The 24,014-nt window shown below is 60.6% G+C and carries 17 protein-coding genes and 2 tRNA genes; 11 read left to right on the plus strand and 8 right to left on the minus strand.

Annotation, left to right across the window (positions count from 1 at the left end; all coding sequences use genetic code 11):
* Positions 1-437: 437 nt before the first annotated feature.
* From FYJ85_RS14985 to FYJ85_RS15000, 4 genes are read left to right on the plus strand one after another with little or no spacing between them, the layout of a single operon-like run.
* Complete coding sequence (locus FYJ85_RS14985; protein ID WP_154419375.1) at positions 438-1,508, plus strand: LacI family DNA-binding transcriptional regulator; 1,071 nt, start codon at positions 438-440, stop codon at positions 1,506-1,508.
* A gap of 30 nt (positions 1,509-1,538) precedes the next feature.
* The gene (locus tag FYJ85_RS14990; protein ID WP_106053444.1) at positions 1,539-2,195 is read left to right on the plus strand and encodes a type II secretion system protein; all 657 of its coding nucleotides are present in this window, start codon (positions 1,539-1,541) and stop codon (positions 2,193-2,195) included.
* A 15-nt stretch (positions 2,196-2,210) separates the two neighbouring features.
* Positions 2,211-4,199, plus strand: a complete 1,989-nt coding sequence (locus FYJ85_RS14995) for a glycoside hydrolase family protein (protein WP_154419376.1) — start codon at positions 2,211-2,213, stop codon at positions 4,197-4,199.
* Positions 4,196-5,428 (plus strand): MGH1-like glycoside hydrolase domain-containing protein, encoded by a 1,233-nt coding sequence (locus tag FYJ85_RS15000; RefSeq protein WP_106053442.1) that lies wholly within the window; start codon positions 4,196-4,198, stop codon positions 5,426-5,428. The genes FYJ85_RS14995 and FYJ85_RS15000 overlap by 4 nt, the downstream gene beginning before the upstream one ends.
* A 56-nt stretch (positions 5,429-5,484) precedes the next feature.
* On the opposite strand, the gene FYJ85_RS15005 is transcribed toward FYJ85_RS15000, so the two are convergent.
* The 7 genes from FYJ85_RS15005 to hydE all read right to left on the minus strand — a co-directional run bounded on the left by FYJ85_RS15005 (position 5,485) and on the right by hydE (position 16,820).
* Complete coding sequence (locus FYJ85_RS15005) at positions 5,485-7,899, minus strand: hypothetical protein (RefSeq protein ID WP_154419377.1); 2,415 nt, start codon at positions 7,897-7,899, stop codon at positions 5,485-5,487.
* Position 7,900: 1 nt separating this feature from the next.
* Positions 7,901-8,578 (minus strand): prepilin-type N-terminal cleavage/methylation domain-containing protein, encoded by a 678-nt coding sequence (locus tag FYJ85_RS24065; protein WP_154419418.1) that lies wholly within the window; start codon positions 8,576-8,578, stop codon positions 7,901-7,903.
* 18 nt (positions 8,579-8,596) lie between these two features.
* Positions 8,597-9,628, minus strand: a complete 1,032-nt coding sequence (locus tag FYJ85_RS15015; RefSeq protein WP_154419378.1) for a LacI family DNA-binding transcriptional regulator — start codon at positions 9,626-9,628, stop codon at positions 8,597-8,599.
* Between the two features lie 167 nt (positions 9,629-9,795).
* The gene (locus FYJ85_RS15020) at positions 9,796-12,333 is read right to left on the minus strand and encodes an alpha/beta fold hydrolase (protein WP_154419379.1); all 2,538 of its coding nucleotides are present in this window, start codon (positions 12,331-12,333) and stop codon (positions 9,796-9,798) included.
* A gap of 80 nt (positions 12,334-12,413) precedes the next feature.
* Positions 12,414-15,134 (minus strand): pyruvate, phosphate dikinase, encoded by a 2,721-nt coding sequence (gene ppdK, locus FYJ85_RS15025; protein ID WP_154419380.1) that lies wholly within the window; start codon positions 15,132-15,134, stop codon positions 12,414-12,416.
* Positions 15,135-15,216: 82 nt separating this feature from the next.
* Positions 15,217-15,624 carry a hypothetical protein gene (locus FYJ85_RS15030; RefSeq protein ID WP_106053437.1) on the minus strand — a complete coding sequence of 136 codons (408 nt, stop codon included), beginning with the start codon at positions 15,622-15,624 and terminating at the stop codon, positions 15,217-15,219.
* Between the two features lie 89 nt (positions 15,625-15,713).
* A complete protein-coding gene (gene hydE, locus FYJ85_RS15035; protein WP_154419381.1) occupies positions 15,714-16,820 on the minus strand; it encodes a [FeFe] hydrogenase H-cluster radical SAM maturase HydE in 1,107 nt (368 codons plus the stop codon).
* A gap of 176 nt (positions 16,821-16,996) precedes the next feature.
* Between hydE and FYJ85_RS15040 the strand changes: the two genes are divergently transcribed.
* Together FYJ85_RS15040 and FYJ85_RS15045 are read left to right on the plus strand one after the other, a co-directional pair.
* Positions 16,997-17,073 (plus strand) — tRNA-Asp (locus FYJ85_RS15040).
* Between the two features lie 52 nt (positions 17,074-17,125).
* A tRNA-Asp gene (locus FYJ85_RS15045) sits at positions 17,126-17,202 on the plus strand.
* A gap of 149 nt (positions 17,203-17,351) precedes the next feature.
* Here FYJ85_RS15045 and FYJ85_RS15050 read toward each other — a convergent pair.
* Positions 17,352-18,212: a tRNA (adenosine(37)-N6)-dimethylallyltransferase gene (locus tag FYJ85_RS15050; RefSeq protein ID WP_154419382.1), complete on the minus strand. Its 861-nt coding sequence runs from the start codon at positions 18,210-18,212 to the stop codon at positions 17,352-17,354.
* Between the two features lie 92 nt (positions 18,213-18,304).
* Here FYJ85_RS15050 and lpxC point away from each other — a divergent pair, with 92 nt between their 5' ends.
* Genes lpxC through FYJ85_RS15075 form a run of 5 tightly spaced genes read left to right on the plus strand, consistent with a single transcriptional unit; the run spans position 18,305 to position 23,903 of the window.
* Positions 18,305-19,156, plus strand: coding sequence for a UDP-3-O-acyl-N-acetylglucosamine deacetylase (gene lpxC, locus FYJ85_RS15055; RefSeq protein WP_106053434.1), 852 nt, complete (start codon positions 18,305-18,307; stop codon positions 19,154-19,156).
* Positions 19,157-19,181: 25 nt separating this feature from the next.
* Positions 19,182-20,096: a 3-hydroxyacyl-ACP dehydratase FabZ gene (fabZ, locus tag FYJ85_RS15060; RefSeq protein ID WP_106053433.1), complete on the plus strand. Its 915-nt coding sequence runs from the start codon at positions 19,182-19,184 to the stop codon at positions 20,094-20,096.
* A 25-nt stretch (positions 20,097-20,121) separates the two neighbouring features.
* Positions 20,122-21,426 (plus strand): acetyl-CoA hydrolase/transferase family protein, encoded by a 1,305-nt coding sequence (locus FYJ85_RS15065; protein WP_154419383.1) that lies wholly within the window; start codon positions 20,122-20,124, stop codon positions 21,424-21,426.
* A gap of 13 nt (positions 21,427-21,439) precedes the next feature.
* Complete coding sequence (gene pyk / locus FYJ85_RS15070; RefSeq protein ID WP_106053431.1) at positions 21,440-22,843, plus strand: pyruvate kinase; 1,404 nt, start codon at positions 21,440-21,442, stop codon at positions 22,841-22,843.
* A 40-nt stretch (positions 22,844-22,883) separates the two neighbouring features.
* A complete protein-coding gene (locus FYJ85_RS15075; protein ID WP_154419384.1) occupies positions 22,884-23,903 on the plus strand; it encodes an aldose 1-epimerase family protein in 1,020 nt (339 codons plus the stop codon).
* The last annotated feature ends 111 nt before the right edge of the window (positions 23,904-24,014 follow it).

Genomic DNA, 24,014 nt, shown 5'->3' on the forward strand with positions numbered 1-24,014 from the left:
TTTGACTATGGGAGAGTAGCACGGTGCCGGGAATTTTTTTACCCGCCTTGACGTTTCGCACACGTTAAGGCGGGTCTTTTTTTGGCGCGGAACAGGACGCTCGTCCCACTGGCGCACCATGGCTTCGAAAAGGGAAGGCGCACCCCCCCCTTCCGGGGCGCCGTCTTTCTGCGCATTCGCGCTGCAGACCCGACCGGCTCACCAGCCGAATCTTCGAGTCGGTTTGTGAGCCCGCCGGTACGCACGCTGCCTTGACGCGCGGACAGGCGGACTTCGCTGCTATTCGATGATGCGTTCGAGTTTATTTTTTCCTCTTTTTCGTTAGTTCATGAAATAAACGTCGAAAAGGTTCTTATTTTCATGATTTTATCCGGGAGACTCTTGGCTTTTTGCATTATCTTTGTCATATTTTATAGCGAAAACAAGGTGTCAAGACAATGCAGAAAACATTTACCATTCGTGATATCGCGACCCGGGCCGGTGTCTCTCTCGGTACCGTCAGCCGGGTGATGAACAATGCGATCAACGTTGATCCTGAACTTCGGGAACGTACGCTCTCCGTCATGCGGGAATTTCACTATGTGCCGTTGCGGCGTCCGCGGAAAAACTCCCGGCGAAACCTGGCCGAGGGTGGACGCGTCGCCATCCTGTTTTTCGATATGCAGTTCCATTGGGAGGACTCCTTCCCGGCCCGCTCCTGTGCGGAGGGAATTTCAGAAATCTGCCGGATTTACGGTGTCAGACCGGACTTTTTCACACTGCTCGACTGCAGCGATGAAAAATTATTCCGGCATCTTTCCGAATTTGATGGAATTCTGGTCAAGCACAATTTCCGCCACGGTGACGAACGACTCCGCCGGATTGGGGAATTGGCGGAAAAGGTGCCGATGGTCTGGTTCGGCGTCAACGGGTTCAACCGTCGCTTTCCGAACGTGGTTCTCGACAACCATGCAGCCGGAGCACTTGCCGCGGAGGAACTGATCCGGCGCGGACACCGCGTGATCGCCTTTATCAGTACCGATCCGGATCACGGAATGTTCGCACAGCGGGCGGAGGGATTCCGGGAGGCGATGGCGGCTCGGGGACTCTGGCGGAGCGCGCTCTTTTTCGAAGAAAAATTCTCCACTGTTTCCTCGCCAAATCCCGATCCGATTCCGCCGCTGCTCGGCCGGACGCTCGGCCGGATCTTGGCATACCCGGAGAAGGTCACCGCTGCCGTTGTCACCAATGACTGGGGTTGTGTCGGTCTCTATCGCGCCTGCGGAGAACGCGGTTTACGGATTCCGGAAGAGCTGAGTATAATCGGCTTCGACAACCAGATTCCGGTCTGCTGCAGCCTGAAACCGCCGCTTGCCAGCATTGAAAATCCGCTGGTCGATATCGGCCGGACTGCCATGGCGGAACTTCTGCAGAGGATCGATGCGAAGCACCGGAAACTGACGCTTCCGCCTAGTGTCCGGTTGCTTTCCGGTACTTTGATTGAACGCGGATCGCTCCGCTCGCTGTGAATGATAACCAACCCGGAAAGGATTGTTAAGATGAAATATCGCTGTTTTACCCTTATCGAACTTCTGGTCGTGATTGCGATCATCGCGATTCTCGCCTCAATGTTGCTGCCCGCGCTGAATCGGGCGCGGGAACGGGCACAACTCAGCAGCTGTCTCAGTAATCTGAAGCAGCTCGGCTATGCCTGCACTTCTTATCTTGCCGACAATGATGAATACTGGTTCCCGCTGGGAGTTGCGCACAGTGCTGACCGTTGGCCGAACAAGCTGGTTCCCCATCTCGGCGGAGACAGAAAGGTTTTCAAATGTCCCTCGGAAAAAAGCGAAGGCGAAGTTTCGTATGCGTATAACAACTACTTCCGTCTCAAGACGCGCATGAAGGATTCAATCATTGACCCTCGACTGCGTTCCCGGGTGCTGGTGCTCGCCGATGCGGCGCCGCAGAAAACGACCGCTGCCGACGGTTCTCTTCATGGCGGCTGGGTCAACGATATGAATCCGGGTTATGGCTTTTTCGACCTGACCACCGGAGAATCGCTTTCCGGTCACGTTGTTAAATGGAATATCCTGTATGCCGATACTCATGCGGCGACCGTTACCCATGTACAGAGCTTTCCGACCGAGTTTCCGCAGGAACGGCTCGACTGGCCGCTCTATATGAAGCCCCGCTTCGGCTGGCCCTGGAATTGAGGAGGAAAACCGGTTATGCGAAAGAGATTTCTGATTCTTTTTACCGCCTGTTGCGTCATGCTTGCTGGAGCGGCGGAGTTTCGTTGGGATTTTTCCCGCTCCGGCGACGGCTGCACAGGCCGGGCAGTCCTGCCGCCCGTCGCCGCGGTCACGCTGAAGGACGGTGCGCTGGAGACCGGGAACACATCGGCCTGTTATCGGCTTCCCGCCAGATTCCCGGCCGGTTCCGGTTCCCTGCTGATTCGGTTTCGGCCGCTTGCTGCGACGGAACCGGGGCGAGAATATTGTCTGCTTGATGTGATGGAGGGCGGCAGCGGACTCCGCCTCTGGATTGACCGCAATGGTAATTTTGCCTGCGACCTGCGCGAAAACTGGCAGAATTGTTTCTGGTGGACCATGCCTGCCGCGAAACTTGATGCAGGGCGATGGAATGAGCTCGTTCTGCTCTGGTCTCCGGAGAAACTTTCGATCCGGTTCGGCGGGCGTACGGTCTATGAAAAGAAGCAGCCTGTACTGCCGTCGAAATGGGGACAGGCTGTTGCGCTCGGCGCTTTTTCGGACGGCAAGGCTGCTTTCCCGCTTCGCATCGCTTCGCTGATTCTCTCTGACAAGGCGGAGTTTCCGGCCGGCGGGAGAATTCAGGGGACCTTTGTCCGTCCCGTCGCGCGCCGGGTGAAACCGGTGTTCGGACTCAATCTGCATACGCGCAATTCGGACCGGGAGCTGCCGGTCATCGCCGGCAGCGGCGTCAGACGGGTACGGTTTCACTTCTCCTGGAATGAGGCGGAATCGGAGAAAGGTATCATGCAGTTGCCGCAGAGCGCCTTCGACTTCATGGCGTCACTGGACCGGGCAGGGCTTGAGCCGCTGATGATCCTCGCTTACGGGAATCGGCATTACAATGTTCCCGGCACGCCGGGCGGATTTGACGAGCTCAAGGGACAGAATGCCGCTTTTCATGCCGGATTCGGCCGCTACGCCCGTTATATGGCCGAAACTTTCGGCAGTGCCGGCAGCGGTCAGGTGAAGGAGTATGAGGTGTGGAACGAGGAGAACGGCGCGACGCCGGAGGAGTATATGGCTGTACTCCGCAGCGCAGTGGGAAACATCCGCGCCGTTGACCCGGCGGCGAAGATCATATTCGGCGGCATCTCCCGCATGGATCATGCTTTTCTTCTACGTTGCTTCGAGCTCGGCGCCGGGAAACTTGTCGATGCCGTCGCGTTGCATCCATACCGGCAGGAGGTCCCGCCTGAGGCATCGTATCAGAGCATGCGCCGGTTCAACGGCGAAACCGCGAACTATGCAGAAGAACTGCTGAAAATGCGTGAAACGGTGGACCGTCTCTCTCCGGCCGGAAAATCGATTCCCCTCTGGATCACCGAGTTCGGCTATTGGACCGTCGATGCCCAGCCGTCGCTGGATCCGGCCGCTTCCGTCTCGCACGATGTACAGGCCAAGTACCTGCTGCGCTCAATGCTCCAGAATCTTGCGCTCGGAGTGGACCGCTACTACTGGTACCGGGCGGTAGACAGCGCGTTTTTCGGGCTGACCTGCGGACCGGGTTATTTGCCGCGTCCGGGATATTTCGCTCTTCGTCATCTGAATGCGAAGTTCCCGCCAGGTAGCGAGTTCGAGGTGCTGGATCATGAAATTGCCGTTATCGCCGATACGGAGAATCGCAGACGGCTCGAAGTGCTCTACGGTTCATTCGATCCGCATGCCTATCTGTTCCGGAGGCAGGACGGCGCGCTCTTTCTGGCCCTCTGGAATGGAGGACGGGCGGCTGACCGGCAGACTGAGCTCCCGGTTGCCGATGTCGAGCTGCCGTTCGAGCTGGCATCGGAAAATACCGGTGTGTACGACCTCCTTCTCGGTTCGGACCGCGCCTGGTTCACCTCGGAACCGGTTCGCGTCCGCATCCGGAACCGGAATGGCCGAAGCCGTATCGAAGGCGTGAAATTCTGTGACACCCCGGTTCTGCTGGAGTTGAAGACCCGATGACCGCCGCCGACGAATTCTACGAAGCGGCTCTTCGCATCGCCGACCGCAAGCTCGACCGCGAAGGGCCGTTCGGTCCGGTTTTGCGCCCCCGGCTTGGAACCGGCGGGAATTTCAGCGATCTGTTTCTCTGGGACACGGTTTTTTGCATATTCTGGGCGAAGTATCACCCGGAACGCTATCCGCTGGAGAATTCGCTCGATAATTTTTACCGTTTGGCCGATGTTGACGGTTTTATCAGTCGCCAATATCTGCCGACCGGGGAGTCGAAGTGGTCGAAAGAGCACCCGATCTCTTTTGCTCCGCCGATTCTGGCCTGGGCCGAACTGGAGTTGGCCGAAGCAGGGTTGTTTCCAGGGCGGCTGGAGCGGGTTTACCCGGCTCTGGTCCGGCATCACGCTTTCTGCCGGGCGCATTTCCGCCAGCCGGACGGAATGTTTTTCAGCGATCCCTTTGGCTGCGGGCTGGACAATCTGCCGCGTTGGCCGCGTTCCGGCCCGGACCCCACCGGCGGAATCCCGCTGCGGAAGGAGCATATTCACCCCGCTTTTCAGGCGACGACCGGTAAAAAGCTGCTGCCCGACCCGCGCTTCTGCTGGAACCGGCAGGCCGACTGGATCGACACGAGTGCCCAGATGGCTTTCAACGCCAGGAATCTCGCCCGGATCGCGGAACGGATCGGCTGTCCGGGCCGGGAGATCGACGCATACCGGCAGGAGCATGCCGCAATCGCGGCGGCGATCAACCGGATCGCCTGGAGCGAGGCGGACGGCTTCTATTTTGACACGCTCGCCGACGGTACGCCGATTCGCCGCTTCTTTGCGACCAGCTACTGGACATTGCCGGCCGGCGTCGTGCCGGAGGAACGGCTCGACCGCTATCTGGCGCACCTGAACGATCCTGCGAAATTCTGTCGCCCGGTTCCGGTTCCGACCCTTGCGGCGGACGACCCCGATTACGATCCGGAGAACGGCTATTCAGCCGGTCCGGTCTGGATCTTCATGGATTATATGATTTTGCGGGGGCTGCGGAGCTGCGGCCGGGAAGCGCTGGCTCGGTCGATCGCGTCAAAACTGTTCGAAGGAACGCTTCGGCTGTTCCGTTCCACCGGAACGATCTGGGAGAACTATTCGCCGGAAGACTCCGGCCGGCCGGCGAAGGGCGAGCCCGACTTCTGCGGCTGGTCGGCGCTCGCGCCGATTGCCGTCCGCCGGGAGTTTCTCGATTGCTGAACGGCCTGCTGCTTTTTCCCGTTTCCCGTTTTCCGGACGGAGGATGCATCGTGAGATCAACGTGCGTAAAAAAATCTGACGTTCCGTATCCGGTAGGAGATTCGGTCCCGGCGTGAATTGATGCCGAGCCGGATTTTTACGATCTCTCCGCCGTCGATGTCGGGCGGAAGCTGGATGCGGCACTCTTCCCATTCCGTGTCCGGCACATTCACCTTGAGCTGGAGTGTTTTTCTGTTTTTCAGCACCAGCATCAGCAGCATTTGCCGGATTCCCTTCGGCTCGGAGCTTTTGGCTTCGAATGCGATGATCCTGGCACCGGCCAGTGACTCCTGAGGCAGCTGAAGCGTATATTCGGGATAGGTCCAGCGGTCGACTCCGGCAGGATATTCCGTCGTGAAGCAAAGCGCGTTTTCATCCTCATCGTATGCGGCCGTCTGCTCGCCGGAGGAATTTTTGCGCCAGTTCACCGGGTCGACAAGCTGCGGCATTTCGACTTCCCGGCAGGCTTCCATTCCCGCCTTCAGGTTCCGCAGCGGAATGACGAGCGGAGAAGTCGCCCTGCCGCCGAAAATACCTTCGACCCGGAGTTCGCCTTTGAATGTTTCATTCAGCGCCGGCTTGAAGAAGACTTCAAACTCCGATTTTCCGAATGGCGGCAGAGTGACCGCATCGGGAATTCCCCTGCTGCCGCCTCCCGAAACGGAAATCCGCCCCTGCTTTTCCCGGCCGGAAAAATTCCATGCCTGAAGTTTGAAACGAACGGTGTCGTTCCTGATGTCCGTCCCGTCCTTGCCGACCCAGAGTTTGAAGTCATCGGAAAGCTCTGTCCGGAAGACAATGCTTCTGTCAAGTTTTTCCGGTTCGCTTCTCTCTGTTTTCTGCGAGATGAACGGAATGTCGGGCCGGAGCGAAGGAGGACAATCGATGAAAGCGGGAAAACGGGTCGCCGTCATTTGCGCTCCATCCGCTTCGAAAGGTGTTCCGAAATGGTCGACTCCTGCCAGTTTGCCGCCGCTCCCGGGGAGGGCGAATTTGCGGGACAGCAGGTTTTGCGTGTCGAGATTCGGACGTTCCTCCTTTGTATCGAGCTCGGAAATGCTCCAGTAAACCAGGATTTTCCGGCCGTCTCTGCGCCGGTAGAGGAAGCCTTTGATTCCATCGCCCAGCCGGATCTCCCCTTCCGGCTCCGCGTTGCCGAGCCGGTCGATCAGTGTTGCAAGCACGGCATAACCGGGCTTTACCGTAAAATCGTGCCGCAGCATGCCCCAATCCTTTTTGCCGGCCCGTTCGTTGTAAGGCGGCAGGACGAAAAAGAAATCACGTTCGACTCCGAGAAACTGCATGGTAATCATCATTTTGGCGATATATTCGGCAACCAGGAGCTCCTGGGCGGGGGAGTGCTTTCGAACGCCCTTGATTCCGCTCTCCTCCCGGGCTGCTCCCTCCATGTTGGAGCCGTTTTCCGTGAACCAGATCGGCAGATGAGTGAGGTTATGGCGCTTCAGATGATTCCGGATATCCTGCAGCACGGCCGGGAAGTCCCGGATGACGGCGTAGGTATGCATATTGAAGATATCCGCATAATCGCCGGCTCCGTTGAGCAGCACGACGTGATTGTAATTCAGCAGCGGAGTACGCGCATATCCGCCGGGAGCGACGGTCAGCTCCGGGTCGCCGGCCTTGAATCCGAGGTAGGCCGATTTCAGCGCGGCGGCATAATCCCAGGCGCCTTCCGGGGCGAATCCGATGTCGGGTTCGTTCCAGAACTCCCAGACGGTCATCTTTCCCCTGAATTCCCGGGCGAGCTTCCGGGCGAAACGATAATTCGCCATCAGGTCGGAGGGCAGCCGGGGAGTGTTGCTTCTCGTCCAGGAGGGCGCATCATGGTAGACCCCGGAAATCCGGATTCCGCGTTCGGAAAGCAAATCCGCATTCAGCCGGTACTGTTTCCAGTCGAATTTGCCGGGTTCCGGCTCGACATCGCTCCAGCGCAGGCGCTCGCGGACCATCTGGATACCGGCGCGGCGTGCAACCTCGGAGACTATGGCGAAAGCGTCCGCCGGCCGGAACGGATTCTCCTTCTGAGGCGCGGCCAGCCAGCTCTGCGCGGAGTCGACGGCGAAAAACAGGTCCGGATTTTTTTCCCGTTTTTCCGGGTCGGGGACCACGGCGAAGCTGCGGCTGCCGGGGATTCCGGCGACTTCGAGCTTGTAGTAACCGTTCGGAAGAGCGGGCAGAGTGAAGCCGGCGCCGGAAAAATTTTCTTCCCGGATGATTTCGTCCTGCCAGTTGCGGAGAATCCAGCGTCCATTTTCCGCCGCTCCGGCATCCAGGGAGAAACGCAGTTCCTCCCCCTGCAGAAAGGCGGCGCCGGGCGCTGCCGCCGTGACCGTGTCTCCGTCTGCCGCTTCCGCAGCCGGAGCAAGAAGAAAAATGGCGGCAGCGAGAATAAGAATCATCTGTCTCATCATCTTAAAGTTCACACCTGCCTCCATGAATCACTGCGGATTTGAATCCGAGTTCTTTCAGTTCGTTGCTGCTCTGCGATTTTACATGCCCGTCGAAGAAGGTCATGTTGCAGCGTCCGGTGTGAATCAGGGTGATTCCGCTGGTGTCGGTGCCGGAACCGTCCCAGCCCGGTGAAAACACGTATATTCCCTTGCCGGCATTGCCGCTGGGCACGATGCGCATGGTGTCGGCGAACATGAAAATTTCGGTGGGGCGGCGCATCTTTTTCTGGGAGTAATAGAGACTGCCGGAAGCGAAGGTTCCCCAGACCGTTTTTTTTCCGTTGTAGAATGTGTTGTACAAATTGGTCCGGTACATGCCGTAGGTCTGCTGAAGGTAGGGATCGGAATTCGTCTTGATCGTCGGGCAGTACAGAATTCCGGGCACTCCGATGTATTTCTGCTCCTTCAGGTATTTTCCCCAGGAGACGACTCCGGTGGTCGTGAAATTCGTGAAGACGAACTGGTTGTTGTCTTCAGCATACAGCAGAAAGCCGCGGTGAAGCTGACTTTGCTGATTGAGGCAGGAGGTGGCCCGGCCCCTTTCACGCGCGCCGTTCAGCGCCGGAAGCAGCATGGCGGCGAGGATGGCGATGATCGCAATGACGACCAGCAGCTCGATCAAGGTGAAACTCTTCTTCATCGTTTTTGATCTCCTGTACTATCCAATATGCTTTGCGGTTGTCTCGCGAATGGTCATGGTCGGCTCGATCAGAATCTGCGGTTCTTTCAACGGTCTGCCCTCAATCAGGGTCTTCAGCATGTAAATCCCGCGGAAAATCGCTTCCGGCGCGTTCCAGGCGATTGAGCTGACCGTCGGAAAACTCTGTTCCGCTTCCGCTTGGGAGCTGCAGGCGAAGACGCTCAGCTGTTCCGGCACCCGGACTCCCGCTTCGCAGGCGGCATAGAGAATCCCTTTGGCCGCGCGGCCGTCACTGCAGATTACGGCGCTCGGAAACTCTTTGCGGGAAAACAGTTTCCGCCCGAATTCAACCGCGCCCCTCGTGGTGGCGGCATCCTCTTTGAGCGGCAACCGGACCGACCATTCGTCCGGACGGTAATCGAGGGCGAATTCATCGACGGCCCGCAGGAAACCGGTTTCAATCTGCCGCTGCCGACGGTATTCCAGCGGCCCCGTAACCAGGCCGAAGCGGCGGTGATCCAGCGCCGTCAGGTACTGGACCGCCTTGTAGAAGGCGAGTTCGTAATCGGAGAGCAGATTGTATCTGGATTCCTCTTCGAGGGCGACGAAAGGAAAATCCGGATTCTCCTCCAGAAATTTCCGCACGGCCGGAGAGATGGTTCCTCCGTGAAGCACACCGCCGGCGAGACCGTTGACCAGAAGCGAGGGAATCTTTGAGGAAGCCGGGTCGTGGTATTCAATCTGGCAGCGCAGTTCCTCCGATTCGCATTGGCGGATGAAGCTCGATATCATCGGCATGAAGTAACCCGAGCCGAAGATCCGCTCCGGGAGGTCGCTGACGATCAGCCCGAGATCGCGGCTTCGCTTCTGCTTGAGCAGCTTGGCGGCCATGTTGGGCTCGTAATTCATTTCCGCGGCAACCTTGCGCACCCGTTCCCGCATCGCGTTCGAAACCGTTCCGGTCCCGTTCAGCGCCGCGGATACCGTGGCGACCGCTACGCCGGCGGCATCGGCGATATCTTTCAGCTTGACAACCCGGTCGCGATTCATATGAAATCCTTTCGTATCGTTCCATGAAACGTTCTATATTAATTATACCAAACCGGCGGCGGTTTGTCAAGAGGGGGATCGGAAAAAGTCGGAATTATCCGGCCGCATCTTTGCATGAGGAGATATCCGGAGGAGTGAAGACGCCGTGAAATGTTTCCGCTGTGTTTTTACGGCTGCCGTTCGAGGAAACGGCGGTAGTTTCTGGCGAGGTCGGTCATGGCCTCCTGATAGAACCGGATCTGGTCGCGGGTGCCGCAGGAGGAGACGGCTCCGGCCGTGCCTCCGTCTTCGGTCGGATGGGTCAGGTCTCCGATGGTCATGAATCCGTTGACCTGCAGGTCGCTCAGCGGGCTGATGAACACGTCGGCGTTGCGCAGAATCGACAGCCCCATCGAACCGACGAATTCGCTCATCGACCCCGGCATCAGCCGCAGCGCGATCTGGTAGAACAGCGGGTGGATCATCGAATAGAGTTCGAGCAGTTCGTAGCTTTCGCTCGACCCCTTCCGCGTATGCCAGAGCCGCTGGTTGAACTCCTTCTGGAAATTCAGAAAACCATCCAGCGGGTTGCTGCGGTCGATGTATTTCCCGGCCCGGATGAAGACGAGGCTCAGTTCCCGCTCGGCCGGGTTCCCGCTCTTCGGCTCGGAGTCGACCGGGAACAGCATCTTGCAGTTGCGGAAGAACCGGTGCTGCGCCAGGCCCCAGATCAACATGCCGGCCACCGTCGCCGGGCCCTCCATCAGCGTGACGTATTTGGCGTTCAGCTCGCGGCGCAGCGCCAGCATCGGCTCGAAGTCGATGAAGAACCGGTTGCGGAACAGCCGGTTTCCGGCATAGAGAATTTCCGGCCGCGCGGCCGGGGAACTGAGCGCCGGGTAGGCGAGCACGCCGGCGCATCCCCAGCTCTGCTTGAGATCGGCCAGCAGCTCCTGCATCGGCATGCCGTCCACCGGGACGTGATGAAACTGCACCCAGAGGTCGGCTTCTCGGAAATCCGGCGTATAGCGCGCGATGACATTCAGCACACCCCAGCCCGGATTCCGGTATTTGCGCAGGTTCGGGCTCGACAGGCGCCGCCCCCGCATCGCCGCCGGGTCTCTCGGCAGGAGCTCGCAGTGGATGAAGGTTGCGGTCAGCAGGCGCTCGACCAGGTTTTTGAGTTCATGGCGCGCTCCGTAGCTGTAACCCGGGACCCGCCGGGCCCAGCGGCGCAGCCGTCCGGCCAGAACCCGCCCCTGGTCGCCGCATTCGCTGACCCGCAGCTTGTTGATGTTGATGACCATGCGGCGCAGCGCATCCCGGATCTGCTCCGGCGTCAGCAGCGAAAAGTTCTCCCGGCTCGTATCGAAGTGCATCTCGATCCACAGCAGCTCGCCGGTTTTGTCGTAAAACGCCTCGGCGATGTCCGTGAAGTCGATCTTTTTGCGTCCGAGCCGGAACATCGCCGGCGCGGCCGACCAGTGGAGCTGGCTGTGGTTGCGGATATAATCGGCCAGATTCCGGATCAGCAGCTGCCGGGCTGTGATGAAGTTGTCCGGCACCGGCTCCTGCTTGTAATAGGTCAGACGGAAGCACGAAAGCACGAATTTCGAATATTCGTTGCGCAGGAAAATTCCGGTCGCCTTGCGCCAGCCGTTCTCCTCGGCCCGCATTCCGAACTTCTTGAGCAGCTGCAGGATTTTGATGAAGCCGAAGAGGAAGATCGTACCGAAGCTCCAGCGGTCGACCAGCCGGTGCATTTTCAGCGTGTAGGAGTCGGTCAGCGATCTGAGCTGGGCGCCGAGCGCCGGTTTCTGCTCCGCCGCCGCATCCGGCATCGCGGGGATGGCGCCGTCCGGTTCCGGGAGCGCCGGTGCGGCGGCATCGTTCAGGAATTCGGCCACGGCGGCAGCCGTCTCCTCCGGCATCTCCTCCTGCGGAGAATGGCCGCACTCCGGGAAGACGACGAGCTTCGAGTTCACGAGGCAGTCGTGGAATTTGTCGGCGTCGTCGAGCGGAATGATCCGGTCTTCGGCGCCCCAGATGATCAGCGTCGGCAGCTTCAGCTTCCGCAATTCTGCCTGGAACGCCGGGACGTTCGGAATGCGGAAGTTCCGTGCGGCGGCGATCACGCTTTCGCGCGCGCCGGGCAGCCGCATCGCTTCGGCGTACTGGCGGATCAGCTCCTGGCTGATCTTCCCTTCGCGGAAATAGGCCTGGCTCATGACCAGATAGACCATCAGGTCTTCGCTGGCGAAGCGCAGCAGCGGATTCTGCGGGGAGACCAGCGCAAGCGACGCGATGAATTCCGGCACCTCGGTGAACATCCCGGCCGGATCGATCAGGATGAGCTTGTCGACCCGTTCCGCGATGTCGGCGTAAGAGAGCAGCAGGCACGAGATCGCTCCTCCCATCGAATGCCCGGCCAGAACCAGATTCTTCAGGTCGAAGCGGCGGATGAATTCCGCCGTGCAGGCGGCCAGGTCGAAAAGCGTCGTGTGTTCGGGATCGTTCTTCGACGAGTAGCCGAAGCCTTTGACGTCCAGGCGGATATAACGGTAACCATCCGGCAGGAGATCGATGACCGCATCCCAGGTGCAGGCGTATTCGGCAAAACCGTGGATCAGCAGAACGGGAGGACCGTCACCGCCGCTGTCATACCACGCGATGCGGTTGATCGTCCCCCGCTCGTCGGTCAGCTCCACATAACGGCGTTCATCCATGCAGCAATCCCCGTATTCTGGCGGCGGCGGAAAACCGGGGCCATCTCTCCCGGCCTCCGCCGCAGGTGTTCAGGCAAGCGTTATCTGCCGTCGACGATCGCGGCCTGCGCCGCGGCCAGGCGGGCGATCGGAACCCGGAACGGGCTGCACGAGACGTAATTGAGTCCGATCCGGTCGCAGAACGCGACCGACTTCGCCTCGCCGCCCTGTTCGCCGCAGATGCCGATTTTGAGCTCCGGTTTCGTGCGGCGGCCGTTTTCAACCGCATACTCGATGAGCTTGCCGACGCCGGACTGGTCGATGGTCTGGAACGGGTCCGCCGCAAGCAGCTTCTTGTCGAGGTAATCCCCGAGGAATCCGCCGATGTCGTCGCGGCTGAAGCCGAAAGTCATCTGGGTCAGGTCGTTTGTTCCGAAGCTGAAGAAATCGGCTTCGGCGGCCATCTCGTCCGCCAGCAGACAGGCGCGCGGAATCTCGATCATCGTGCCGACTTTGTAGGCGACGGAGTCGAGACCGAATTTTTTCGCGACCTGCTCCGCCACCCGGGCGAGGATCTTCTTCTGGAAACGGAGCTCGGAGGAGTCGCAGGTCACCGGAATCATGATTTCGGGCTTGCACGCTTCCCCCTCCCGCTCAAGCTCGCAGGCGGCCTCGAGAATCGCGCGCATCTGCATCTCGGAGACCTCCGGATAGGTCACGCCGAGGCGGACGCCGCGGTGTCCCATCATCGGATTCACCTCATGCAGGTTTTCGGCCCGCTTGGCGATCTCTTCGACCGTGATGCCGAGCGATGCGGCCAGTTCGGCCCGCGCCTCGGGAGCATTCGGCACGAATTCGTGCAGCGGCGGGTCGAGCAGACGGAAGGTGACCGGCAGCCCGCCCATCGCCTTGAGCGTGTTTTTGATGTCGCTCTTCACGAAAACGAAGAGCTCGTCCAGCGCCTTCACCCGCTCTTCGCGGGTGTGCGACAGAATCATTTTGCGCAGCGCAAAGAGCGGCTTTTCACTGTTTTTGCCGTAGAACATGTGTTCGGTGCGGAAGAGGCCGATGCCCTCCGCGCCGAAACTGCGCGCGATCTGCGCGTCGTCCGGCGTGTCGGCGTTGGCGCGGACACCGAGCCGGCGGTACTTGTCCACCAGCGCCATAAAGTGTTTCAACTGCGGATTCTCGCTCGAGTCGATCGTCGCCAGCCGTCCTTCGTAGACATATCCGCGCGTGCCGTTCAGGCTGATCGCATCGGCCGAGGTGTAGGTTTTCCCGCCGACCTTCAGCGTTCCCTTCGCCTCGTCGATCACAAGCGAACCCGCGCCGACGATGCAGCATTTGCCCCAGCCGCGGCAGACCAGAGCCGCGTGGCTGGTCATGCCGCCGCGCGCGGTCAGGATGCCGGTCGCGGCGCGCATGCCTTCGACATCCTCCGGATTCGTCTCTTCGCGGACCATGACCACCGCTTCGCCCTTCGCGGCGGCGGCGACCGCCTCGGCGCTTGAGAAGACGATGCGTCCGACCGCCCCGCCCGGACCGGCCGGCAGCCCCTTTGCGATGAGCGCCGCACATTTTTCGGCCTTCGGGTCGAGGATCGGGTGCAGCAGCTCGTCGAGCTGTGCCGGGGAAACGCGCAGCACGGCGGTCTTCTCGTCGATCATCTTTTCGTCGAGCATGTCCATCGCCATGTTGAGGGCGGCCGTTCCGGTCCGCTTGCCGACGCGGCACTGTAGCATGTAGAGGACGCCTTCCTGAATCGTGAACTCGATGTCGAGCATGTCGCGGTAGTGCGCTTCGAGCTTGTTGCGGATGTCGAACAGCTGCTTGTAGAGCGCCGGATAGAGCTCTTCGAGCGACTTCAGGTGCTTGTTCTGTTCGTTGCAGGTGTCGGCGTTCAGCGGATTCGGGGTGCGGGTGCCGGCGACGACGTCCTCGCCCTGCGCATTGACGAGCCACTCGCCGTAGAACTTGTTCTCTCCGGTGGCCGGGTTGCGCGTGAAGGCAACGCCGGTGGCGGAAGTGTCGCCCATGTTGCCGAACACCATGCTCTGCACATTGACCGCGGTGCCCCATTCGTCCGGAATCCCCTCGATGCGGCGGTAGGAGACGGCCTTTTTGCCGTTCCAGCTCTTGAGCACGGCGCAGATGCCGCCCCGGAGCTGCTGCATCGGGTCGTCCGGGAACTCCTTGCCGAGCGTCTCCCTGACCTTCCGTTTGAAGGCCTCGCAGAGCTGTTTCAGGTCTTCGACGGTCAGGTCGGTATCGCTGGCGTACCCTTTGGACTCCTTCAGGCGGTCAAGCATTTCATCGAGCTGCTTGCGGATCGCCTTGCCCTCTTCGGGCTCGATCCCTTCGGCTTTCTCCATGACTACGTCGGAATACATCATGATCAGCCGGCGGTAGGCGTCATAGACGAACCGTTCGTTGCCGGTTTTGGCGATGAGCCCGGGGATCGTCGAGGTGGCCAGGCCCACATTCAGCACGGTCTCCATCATGCCCGGCATCGAGCTGCGGGCGCCGGAGCGGCAGGAGACCAGCAGCGGATTGGCGGGGTCGCCGAATTTCATGCCCATGACCTGCTCGACCTTGCGCAGCGCGGCTTCGACCTGCCTGTCGAGTCCTTCCGGAAGGCGGCTGCCTTCCTTGAAATAATCGACGCAGCATTCGGTCGTGATCGTGAAGCCCGGCGGCACCGGCAGGCCGAGCGAAGCCATTTCCGCAAGGTTCGCGCCCTTGCCGCCGAGCAGATCCTTCATCGAACCGGAGCCTTCGGAGTCGCCGCCGCCGAAGGAGTACACATACTTCTTGTCCACCATACCCTGTTACCTTCCTCTGTTCCTTGGATAATTGCCTGTCCGCTGCCCGGATTGTCGTTTCCGGCGTTCCGATGGACCCGCCTCAGTAAAATTTGTCGATCACCTCGAGAATCCGCCGTTTCTGCGGATTTTTTTCGAGCCCGAGGAACATGAACGAGCCGCGGACCTCGACCGGGAACGGGATTCCCTGAATGTAGGTCCGTCCTTCGTCGCCGATCTTCTCGACCCGTTTCTCCTGGACGCTCGAACTGCGGTCGTATTTGTAGACGCCGATTTCGTTGCCGTCGATCATGATGGCGCAGCCGCTCGTGGCGCGGAACGGATCGCCCGGCAGCGGACGTGTGCCGTCGACCTTCACGCCGTCGCGTTCGAGATAGGCCGCGAAATCCTCCGGCCTCAGATAGTTGTTGTCATAGGAGGCGCAGCCGGAGAGCACCGCCGCGGCGGCCAGAACCGGCACGGCGAACATGAGCCATTTTGTCCACTTCATTTTCTGTTTCCTGTCTTGCATGTTTTTCGGCACAACACCATAATCTAATCTGTCAAGCGGCGGAATACAAGTAGCCGGGGACAAGATTTTCATTCGCCCGCTCCCCTGCCGGCGCGGGCCGCGAAATGCGGCGAATCCCCCCATTCGCCATAGGCGATCGATTCTCCGATGGCGGCCACCGCCCGTTCGAGCTTTTCGCGCGCCGTGCCGGCGTTTTCGTCGGTTCCGGGTTTGTTTTCATAAAGCAGATACCCCTTGCGGTAGGCGAGGTCGCCGATATTCGGCATGATGACGTTCGCGCCCGCAAGGAGCCCGAGTTCGCGTCCGTTCGGCGCGAGCGCCTGCAGCGCGGTCGTGCTCGCGATGTTCACATTGCGGAGATGGAGCCGGGTTACCGCAATCATTTTGAGCCCGAGTTCAAGCTGGCGGCCCGCGTCGCTGCCGGCGTCGGGGAACTGCCGCCCGAGCGGCGTGTCGTGGTGAACGATATACGGCCCCATTCCGATCATGTCCACATCGAGCGACTTGAAAAATTCGAGGTCGTGCACGAGATTCGCCGTCGTCTGCCCCGGCAGCCCGACCATGACGCCGGTTCCGACCTGGTAGCCGGTTTTCCGCAGCAGGTGCAGCGATTCGACGCGCGCGGCGTAGCTGTGGTCGGCCGGGTGCAGTCTCGCGTAAAGCGCCGGGTCCGAACTTTCGATGCGGAGCAGATAGCGGTGTGCTCCCGCATCGAACCAGCGGCGGAACGTTTCTTCGGATTGTTCGCCGAGCGACAGCGTGATGCCGAGCCGGCCGCCGTCGAGCTTCTTGATTTCGCGCACGGCGTTTTCGATGAAATCGACCCAGCCCGGATCGCTCCTCTCCCCGGCCTGCAGCACGACCGAACCGTAGCGGAACTCGGCCGCGTGCCGCGCCGCCGCCACGATCTCTTCGAGGGACATCGTGAAGCGGGCGACCTTTCGGTTCCCGCCGCGGATGCCGCAGTAGAAGCAGTTTTTGCCGCAGACGTTCGATACCTCGATGAGCCCGCGCAGCCGGACCTTGCTGTCGATGTACCTGAGCTTGACCTGATAAGCGGCCCGGTAAAGCGCTTCGAGGTCGCCGGGCTCCTTGAGTTCGAGCAGGAACGCAAGCCTGGCCGGATCGAGCGTTTCACCGGCGACGGCCGCCGCCAGAATATCTTTGAGAATCATGATGCAACCTTCCGTGTTCTCCTCTTCCTGTGGGTCGGGTTAATGTAGCATCCGGCGCGAAAATATGCAACCGGATGTGTTTTTTCTTGAAAATCTTTGTTTTTCTTCCCGAAATGGATTTGCATTTCCTGAAAAAGATGATATTTTTAAAAACGTTGTCGATGTTCGACGGATACGGGGGAGTAGCTCAATTGGTTAGAGTACCACCCTGTCACGGTGGATGTTGCGGGTTCGAGCCCCGTCTCTCTCGCCACTTTTTCAGTGGCCGAAGTATCCGCAGAATCATGACGACGCCGCAGTTATGCGGGGGAGTAGCTCAATTGGTTAGAGTACCACCCTGTCACGGTGGATGTTGCGGGTTCGAGCCCCGTCTCTCTCGCCACTTTTTTTGCCTTTTTCCGGATTTTCCCTTCGGCGGCGCGTCCGGTATGGAGTTCAGAAGGGAAATATTCCGTTTCCCGGGGCGTGATGCAATCCCCGCCGTTAGTTGCGGGGTCGCGCCTTTTTTCCGGGAGACTGAACAGGGGGCCGTTATTTCCTGCCGTAATTGATGTCGCAGAGGCGAAGGGCCGGCGGCGGCAGCGGCTCATCCTTTAGGAATTGCTCGAGAAGTCCGCACGGGTCGGGCTCCCTGCCCGCCTTCAGCCAGTAGATGTCGTGCCCTTCGCGTTCGAGTTTGCGGAAGAAGATATCCTGCCGCTTGGCGAACTGGCGGATGCGGCAAAGCAGCGTGTTCCGCATTTCGAGGAGCGTGCATTCGCCTTTCAGGTAGCGGGCGGCTTCGCGGTATTCGAGCCCGAAGAATTCGAGCTGCTCCCAGGTGACTCCGTTGACCTCATGCAGCTTTCGGACCTCGTCGACCAGTCCGTCGGTCAGGCGGCTGTCGAGCCGCGCCTCGATCCGGGCGTGGACTTCGCCGCGCGGATAATAGACGCCGAGGATCAGTGCGTCAAGCTCGAAGGGCGGCTCGAACGACTGCTCGTGGTCCGGATTCTGACGCACCCGTTCGACTCCCTTTTTACGCGGAGGCAGCGCTCCGCCCGGCAGGCGGTAACCGTCGAGCAGCGCCGCGAGGTAGAGCGCGGTGCCGCCGCAGAGGATCGGGATTCTGCCGCGCGCCGCGATCTCCCGGATGGCCCGGTAGGCGTCGCGGACGAAACGCGCGAGATGATAGACTTCGCTCTGCGGGTCGGCGATGTCGATCAGGTGATGCGGCACGAGGCCGTATTCGTCGAGGTCCTTGCCGGTTCCGATATCCATGCCGCGGTAGACCTGCCGCGAATCGACGCTGACGATTTCGGCCGGATAGAGCCGGGCCAGCTTTACCGCCAGCGCGGTTTTTCCGGTGGCCGTCGGCCCGGTGATGACGACTGTTTTGATTTTTTCAGACATAAAACCTTGCAAAAAAACTGTACAAATTCAATTTTACGTACTATATTATGGCGCGTGAAGTTTAAAATTCAATCTTGAAAGCGGATTATTCGATGGAAAAACAGCAGACAGTCGTCAACTCAGCCGTTTATTCAGGAATCGCACTGCATTCCGGCGCCCGTTCGGCGGTCCGCGTCCAGCCGGCGCCCGAAAATACCGGTATCGTCTTCCGCCGCGTCGATCTGCCCGGCAGGCCGGAGGTGAGGGCGCTCGCTTCGAACGTGGTCGACGTCCGGCGCGGCACCACGATCGCCAGCGGCAATGCCGTGGTGTTCACCGTTGAGCATATCATGTCGGCGCTGAATGCGTTCCATATCGACAACTGCATCGTCGAGATGGACGGCATGGAGCCGCCGATCGGCGACGGCAGCTCGCTGCCCTACTGCCGGATGCTGCGCGAGGCGGGTGTTCAGGTGCAGGAGGCCGAGGCGAAAGTGTTCACTCCGGCTTCTCCGCTTTATGTCGAAGGCGGCCACACCCGGCTGGTGATCGTGCCGGGGCCGGAGCTGCGCATCGCCTGTACGACGAGCTTTCCCGGCTGTCCGATCGATCCGCAGTTCTATGAGTTCACCGCAACGACGCCGGATGCCTACGAAACCGAAATCGCCGGAGGGCGCACTTTTGTCGACTTCGGCGACCTCCAGCAGCTGCTGGCCATGGGGCTGGTGAAGGGCGGCAGCCTCGACGCGGCCGCGATCATCCACGACGGCGCGATCATCTGCAAGGAGGCGCTGCGTTACCCGAACGAGATCGTCCGCCACAAGATTCTCGATATCGTCGGAGACGTTTACCTCTCCGGCTGCCGGATTACCGGCACGATCATCGCAATCAAGCCGGGGCATCCGAAAAACGTCGAGCTTGCCGGGATGCTGCAGAAAGAGATCATGGCTGCAAACAATGCTTAACGAATAAGGGAACAAGGGAAAGATAATGGGCAAGTTTTTTGGAATCAAGGAGATCAAGGCGATTCTTCCGCAGCGCTACCCGATGCTGATGCTCGACCGCGCGGAGCAGCTTTCCGACACGCAGTACGTCGGGCTCAAGAATCTCTCGATCAATGAAAACTTTTTTCAGGGGCACTTCCCGGGGCACCCGATCATGCCGGGAGTTCTTCAGGTCGAGGCGATGAAGCAGCTCGGCGAGCTGGCGGTCCGTCCGCTGCTCGATCCGGCCGGCGAGCTCGACGTTTATATGCGGGTGGTCGAGAAGGTCAAGTTCCGCCGTCCGAACAATCCCGGCGACCGGGTCAGGGTCGAGGCAGAGGTCCTGTCGGTCGAAAACGGAGAAGCGGTCGTGAAGGCGCAGACTTCGAACAACTCCGGCGTGACCTGCGAAGCGAAAATCACCTTGGCGACGCGGCCGAAATCGGGTGCCTCCGCCATGCCGGTCCTGCATACGGAATTCGACAAGTCCGACGCGACGCCGATGGACGTGACGAAGATCATGTCGCTCATTCCGCACCGCTACCCGTTCCTGCTGATCGATTATATCGCGAAGGTCGAAGGCGACCATGTCATCGCGGTCAAGAACCTGACCGGCAACGAGGAGATTTTTTCTCAGGCGGGCGATTATGCGGTCATGCCGGAGTCGCTGCTGTGTGAAATCACCGCGCAGTCCGGCTGTGCGCTCGTGCTGGCGCGTCCGGGCAACGAGGGCAAGCTCGGCTATTTCATGTCGATCGACCGCGCCGAGATTTTCGAGCCGGTCTACCCGGGCGATCAGCTGATCGTCGATATCGAACTGCCGCCGGCCAAGGGGCGTTTCGGCAAGGGCACCGGTTACATCAAGGTCGGCGAGAAGGTCGTCTTCCAGATTACGCTGATGTTCGCGATCGTCGACGCGTAGAATAACTCCAAGCATTCGGAGGAGAATGAGCAAGCTCCCGCGTGTCGTGTCCGCGGCGGATGCCGTTGCGAAGATCGGTTCGGGAGAATCGATCTATATAAGCAGTTCCGGGTCCGTGCCGCGGGTGCTTGTGGAGGCGCTTTGCGCGCGCGGCCGGAAAGGCGTTCTGCGCAACGTTTTTCTGCGTCACATCCACACCGGGCGTACGGAGGATTATGCCGCGCCCGAGTTCGAAGGGGTGTTCCGCTCCGAATCGTTTTTCATCGGCGACAATATGCGGCGGCAGGTCCAGCGGGGCGCCGCCGATTACATTCCCGTCTCTCTGCATGAGACGCAGCAGCTGATCCGCAGGGGCGTGGTCGGCTGCGACGCCGCTTTCATCCAGGTTTCGCCGCCCGGCCGTCACGGCCGGGTGTCGTTCGGCATTTCGGTCGATATCGGGCCGGCGGCGATCGAAACCGCCAAATATGTGGTTGCCGTCGTGAATCCGAACATGCCGTACACCTACGGCGACGGCGAGATCGAACTCAGCCGGATCGACTGTCTGGTCGAAGACGACTCTCCGCTCGACGAGACCGTTTTTCCGCTGCCGGACGAGATCGAGCGGGCGATCGGCCGCCACTGTGCGGAACTGGTCGAGGACGGTTCCTGCCTGCAGCTCGGCATCGGCGCGATTCCGAATGCGGTACTGTCGCAGCTGTCGGACCGGAAGGATCTCGGCGTCCATACCGAAATGTTTGCGGACGGGCTGCTGCCTCTGGTCGAGGCGGGGGTGGTCAACGGCGCGCGCAAGAAGATCGACCGCGGCAAAATCGTCGCCTCCTTCCTGATGGGGTCGCGGCGCGTGTTCGAGTTTGCGGACCGGAATCGGATGGTGCGCATGCGCGAGGTGGCCTATACGAACGATCCGTTCCGCATCGCCCGGAATCCGAAGGTCGTTGCGATCAATTCCGCGATCCAGATCGATCTGACCGGGCAGGTCTGCGCCGATTCGCTCGGCACGCGGATGTACTCCGGCGTGGGCGGGCAGCTCGACTTCGTCTACGGCGCCTCGCGTTCGGAGGGCGGCAAGCCGGTCATCGCCATGCCGTCGCGGACGGCGAAGGGAATCAGCAAGATCGTTCCCGTGCTGGACGCCGGAGCGGGGGTGGTGACGCCCCGGAGCCGCGTCCATTACGTCGTGACGGAGTACGGCGCGGTCGATCTTTACGGAAAACCGCTGCAGGAGCGGGCCAGGCTGCTGATCAGCATCGCCCACCCCGATTGCCGCGAGGAGTTGGAGAAAGCGGCGTTTGAACGGTTCGGAAAATACTTCCTGTACTGGAAATGAGGAGAGTCAGACAATGAAATTCACGAAGATCGTGGCGACGGTGAACGCGTCGACCTGCACCCCGGAGCTGCTGCTGGCGCTCTATAAGAACGGCATGGACGTGGTCCGCTTCAACACTGCGCATATGGAGGTCGGCGAAATGGACCGGGCGGTTGCGATGGTCCGCAGGGTTTCGGACAAGATTGCGATCATGGTCGATACGAAAGGGCCGAATATCCGGACCGCCAACCTGACGGAGCCGCTCGCGCTGAAGCAGGGCGACACCGTCTATATGACGGGCGATGCGGTCGAGGCGCCGGCGGGAGTCCAGGTCAATTATCCGGCTTTTGCGGCGGAGGTCGCGCCGGGCAGCCGGATCGTCTGCGACGACGGCGCCGTCGAGCTGCTGGTTCTGGCCCGCGAGGGGAAAATGCTCAAATGCACGGCGGTCCATGACGGCGTGCTTAAAAACCATAAATCGGTCAATGTGCCGGACGTCGAGCTGAATACCGAGGCGCTGACCGAGAAAGACCGTCGCTTTATCGCGAACGCGATCGAGCTTGAGCTCGACTACATTGCGCACTCGTTCGTCCGGAATGCGGCCGATATCGCGGCCGTGCGCGAACTGCTCGATGCCGGAAAGAGTCCGGTCCGGATCATTGCGAAGATCGAAAACCGTCAGGGAGTGAAGAACATCGATGAAATCCTGCGGGCCGCCGACGGGATCATGGTGGCCCGGGGCGACCTCGGCATCGAGATTCCGCTCGAGGAGGTCCCGCTGATCCAGAAGGAGCTGATCCGCTCCTGCCGGAAGGCCGGCAAGCCGGTCATCACCGCGACGCAGATGCTGCAGAGCATGCAGGAGAATCCGCTGCCGACCCGGGCCGAGGTCAATGATGTCGCCAACGCGGTTTACGACGGGACCGACGCGGTCATGCTTTCCGGCGAGACCGCGCAGGGCCGTTATCCGGTCGAGGCGGTCAGCATGATGAACCGGATCGTCGAGGAGGCCGAAAAATCGTCGGCCGGATTCTTCAACCACATCGACGGCGTCGATACCGGCGGCGACCGCGAGTACGATTTCATGATCCGCACCGCAGTCGATGCGGCGGAGCGGCTGCCGATCCGGGCGATCGTCTGCAATACGGCCGAGGGGAAATCCGCGCGCTGCTGCGCGGCCTATCGGCCGCCGGTGCCGGTCTATGCGCTCTCCTACCGCCGCTGCGTCGTGCGGCAGCTCGCGCTGGTCTACGGCGTTTACGCCGAGTATAATGAGTTCATGGAGAGCACGGTTGAGCTTTCGAAGGAGACCGCCCGCCGCCTGATTGCCGAAAAACGGCTGAGGCCGGAGGACAAGGTGGTCATGCTGTCGAAAAATTCGCAGGCGCGCGAGACGAACAATCTGCTCTGTCTCGGCGAGGTCCGCGAATTCGTCTGAGTTCCGTGACCGTTGAACCCCGACGGGAAAGGTGCGAATCATGGGAGAGAGGTACGAAGAGACGGAGTGCATGCGCTATGCCGGGAGCATGGCGCAGCTTGCCGACGCGCGGCTGATGGCGCTGGAGGAGGGGAACGGGCGCGGTGACCGGGTCATCGCATTCCGGAACGGTTCCGGGCTCGCCTTCACCGTGTCGCCGGACCGCGGCATGGATCTGGTGGATTGCTCGTTCGGCGGGATTCCGCTGGTGTTTCGTTCGCAGACCGGTTATTCCGCCGGGGCGCGCCACGAAGCGTCCGGAAAAGGGTGGCTGCGGAACTGGCAGGGCGGATTGATGACGACTGCCGGACTCCGCAATGTCGGGGCGGCGAACGGGGAGTTCGGCCTTCACGGACGCATTTCGAATCTTGCGGCCGAGGATGTCGGCATCCGGCGCGGCTGGGAAGGCGGGCGCTATCGGCTGGAGGCGTCGGGCACGTTGCGGGAATGCGCGATGTTCGGGGAGCACCTCGAGCTTTGCCGCACGATTTCGACCGGGCTCGGAGAGAATGTGATCCGGCTGCACGACCGGGTGACGAACCGCTCCTGCCGGGAGGACTACCTGCAGATTCTGTATCATTGCAACCTCGGTTATCCGTTCGCGTCGCCGGAACTGGTGTTCGACGTGGAGGCGCACGAGGTGATTCCGCGCGACGCAGAGGCCGCGGCGGGGCTGGCCGGGTGGGACCGCCTCGACGAGCCGCGGGCGGATTACCGGGAGCAGTGCTTCTACCACCGCCTGCCGGCCGGACCGGACGGCATGGCCGGGATTGCGGTGGAAAATCCGGCGCTCGGAATCCGTCTCCGGATCGAATATTCGGCCGGGACGCTGCCGAATTTCGTGCAGTGGAAAAACTGTCTTTCGGGAGGATACGCGCTCGGACTCGAGCCGACCAACGCGAGTGTGCTGGGCAGGGCGGCGGACATCGGGAACGGAACGGCCCGGAAAATTCAGCCGGGAGAAAGCGTCGAGTTCGACCTGATTTTCCGTTTCGAACATCGTTTGCCTGTACGCCCGTGAAGGCGGCTCACCCGCCGTCGGCGTCCTCTCCCGCGAAAGCTGCCTGTTCCGGTACGGACTTCGAGGGGGCCTTCCCCCAGGCCCCCGGGTCCTGAAACGCGATCGTTTCGC

It is taken from the genome of Victivallis lenta (assembly GCF_009695545.1).
In the GTDB taxonomy this organism is placed as follows: Bacteria; Verrucomicrobiota; Lentisphaeria; order Victivallales; family Victivallaceae; genus Victivallis; species Victivallis lenta.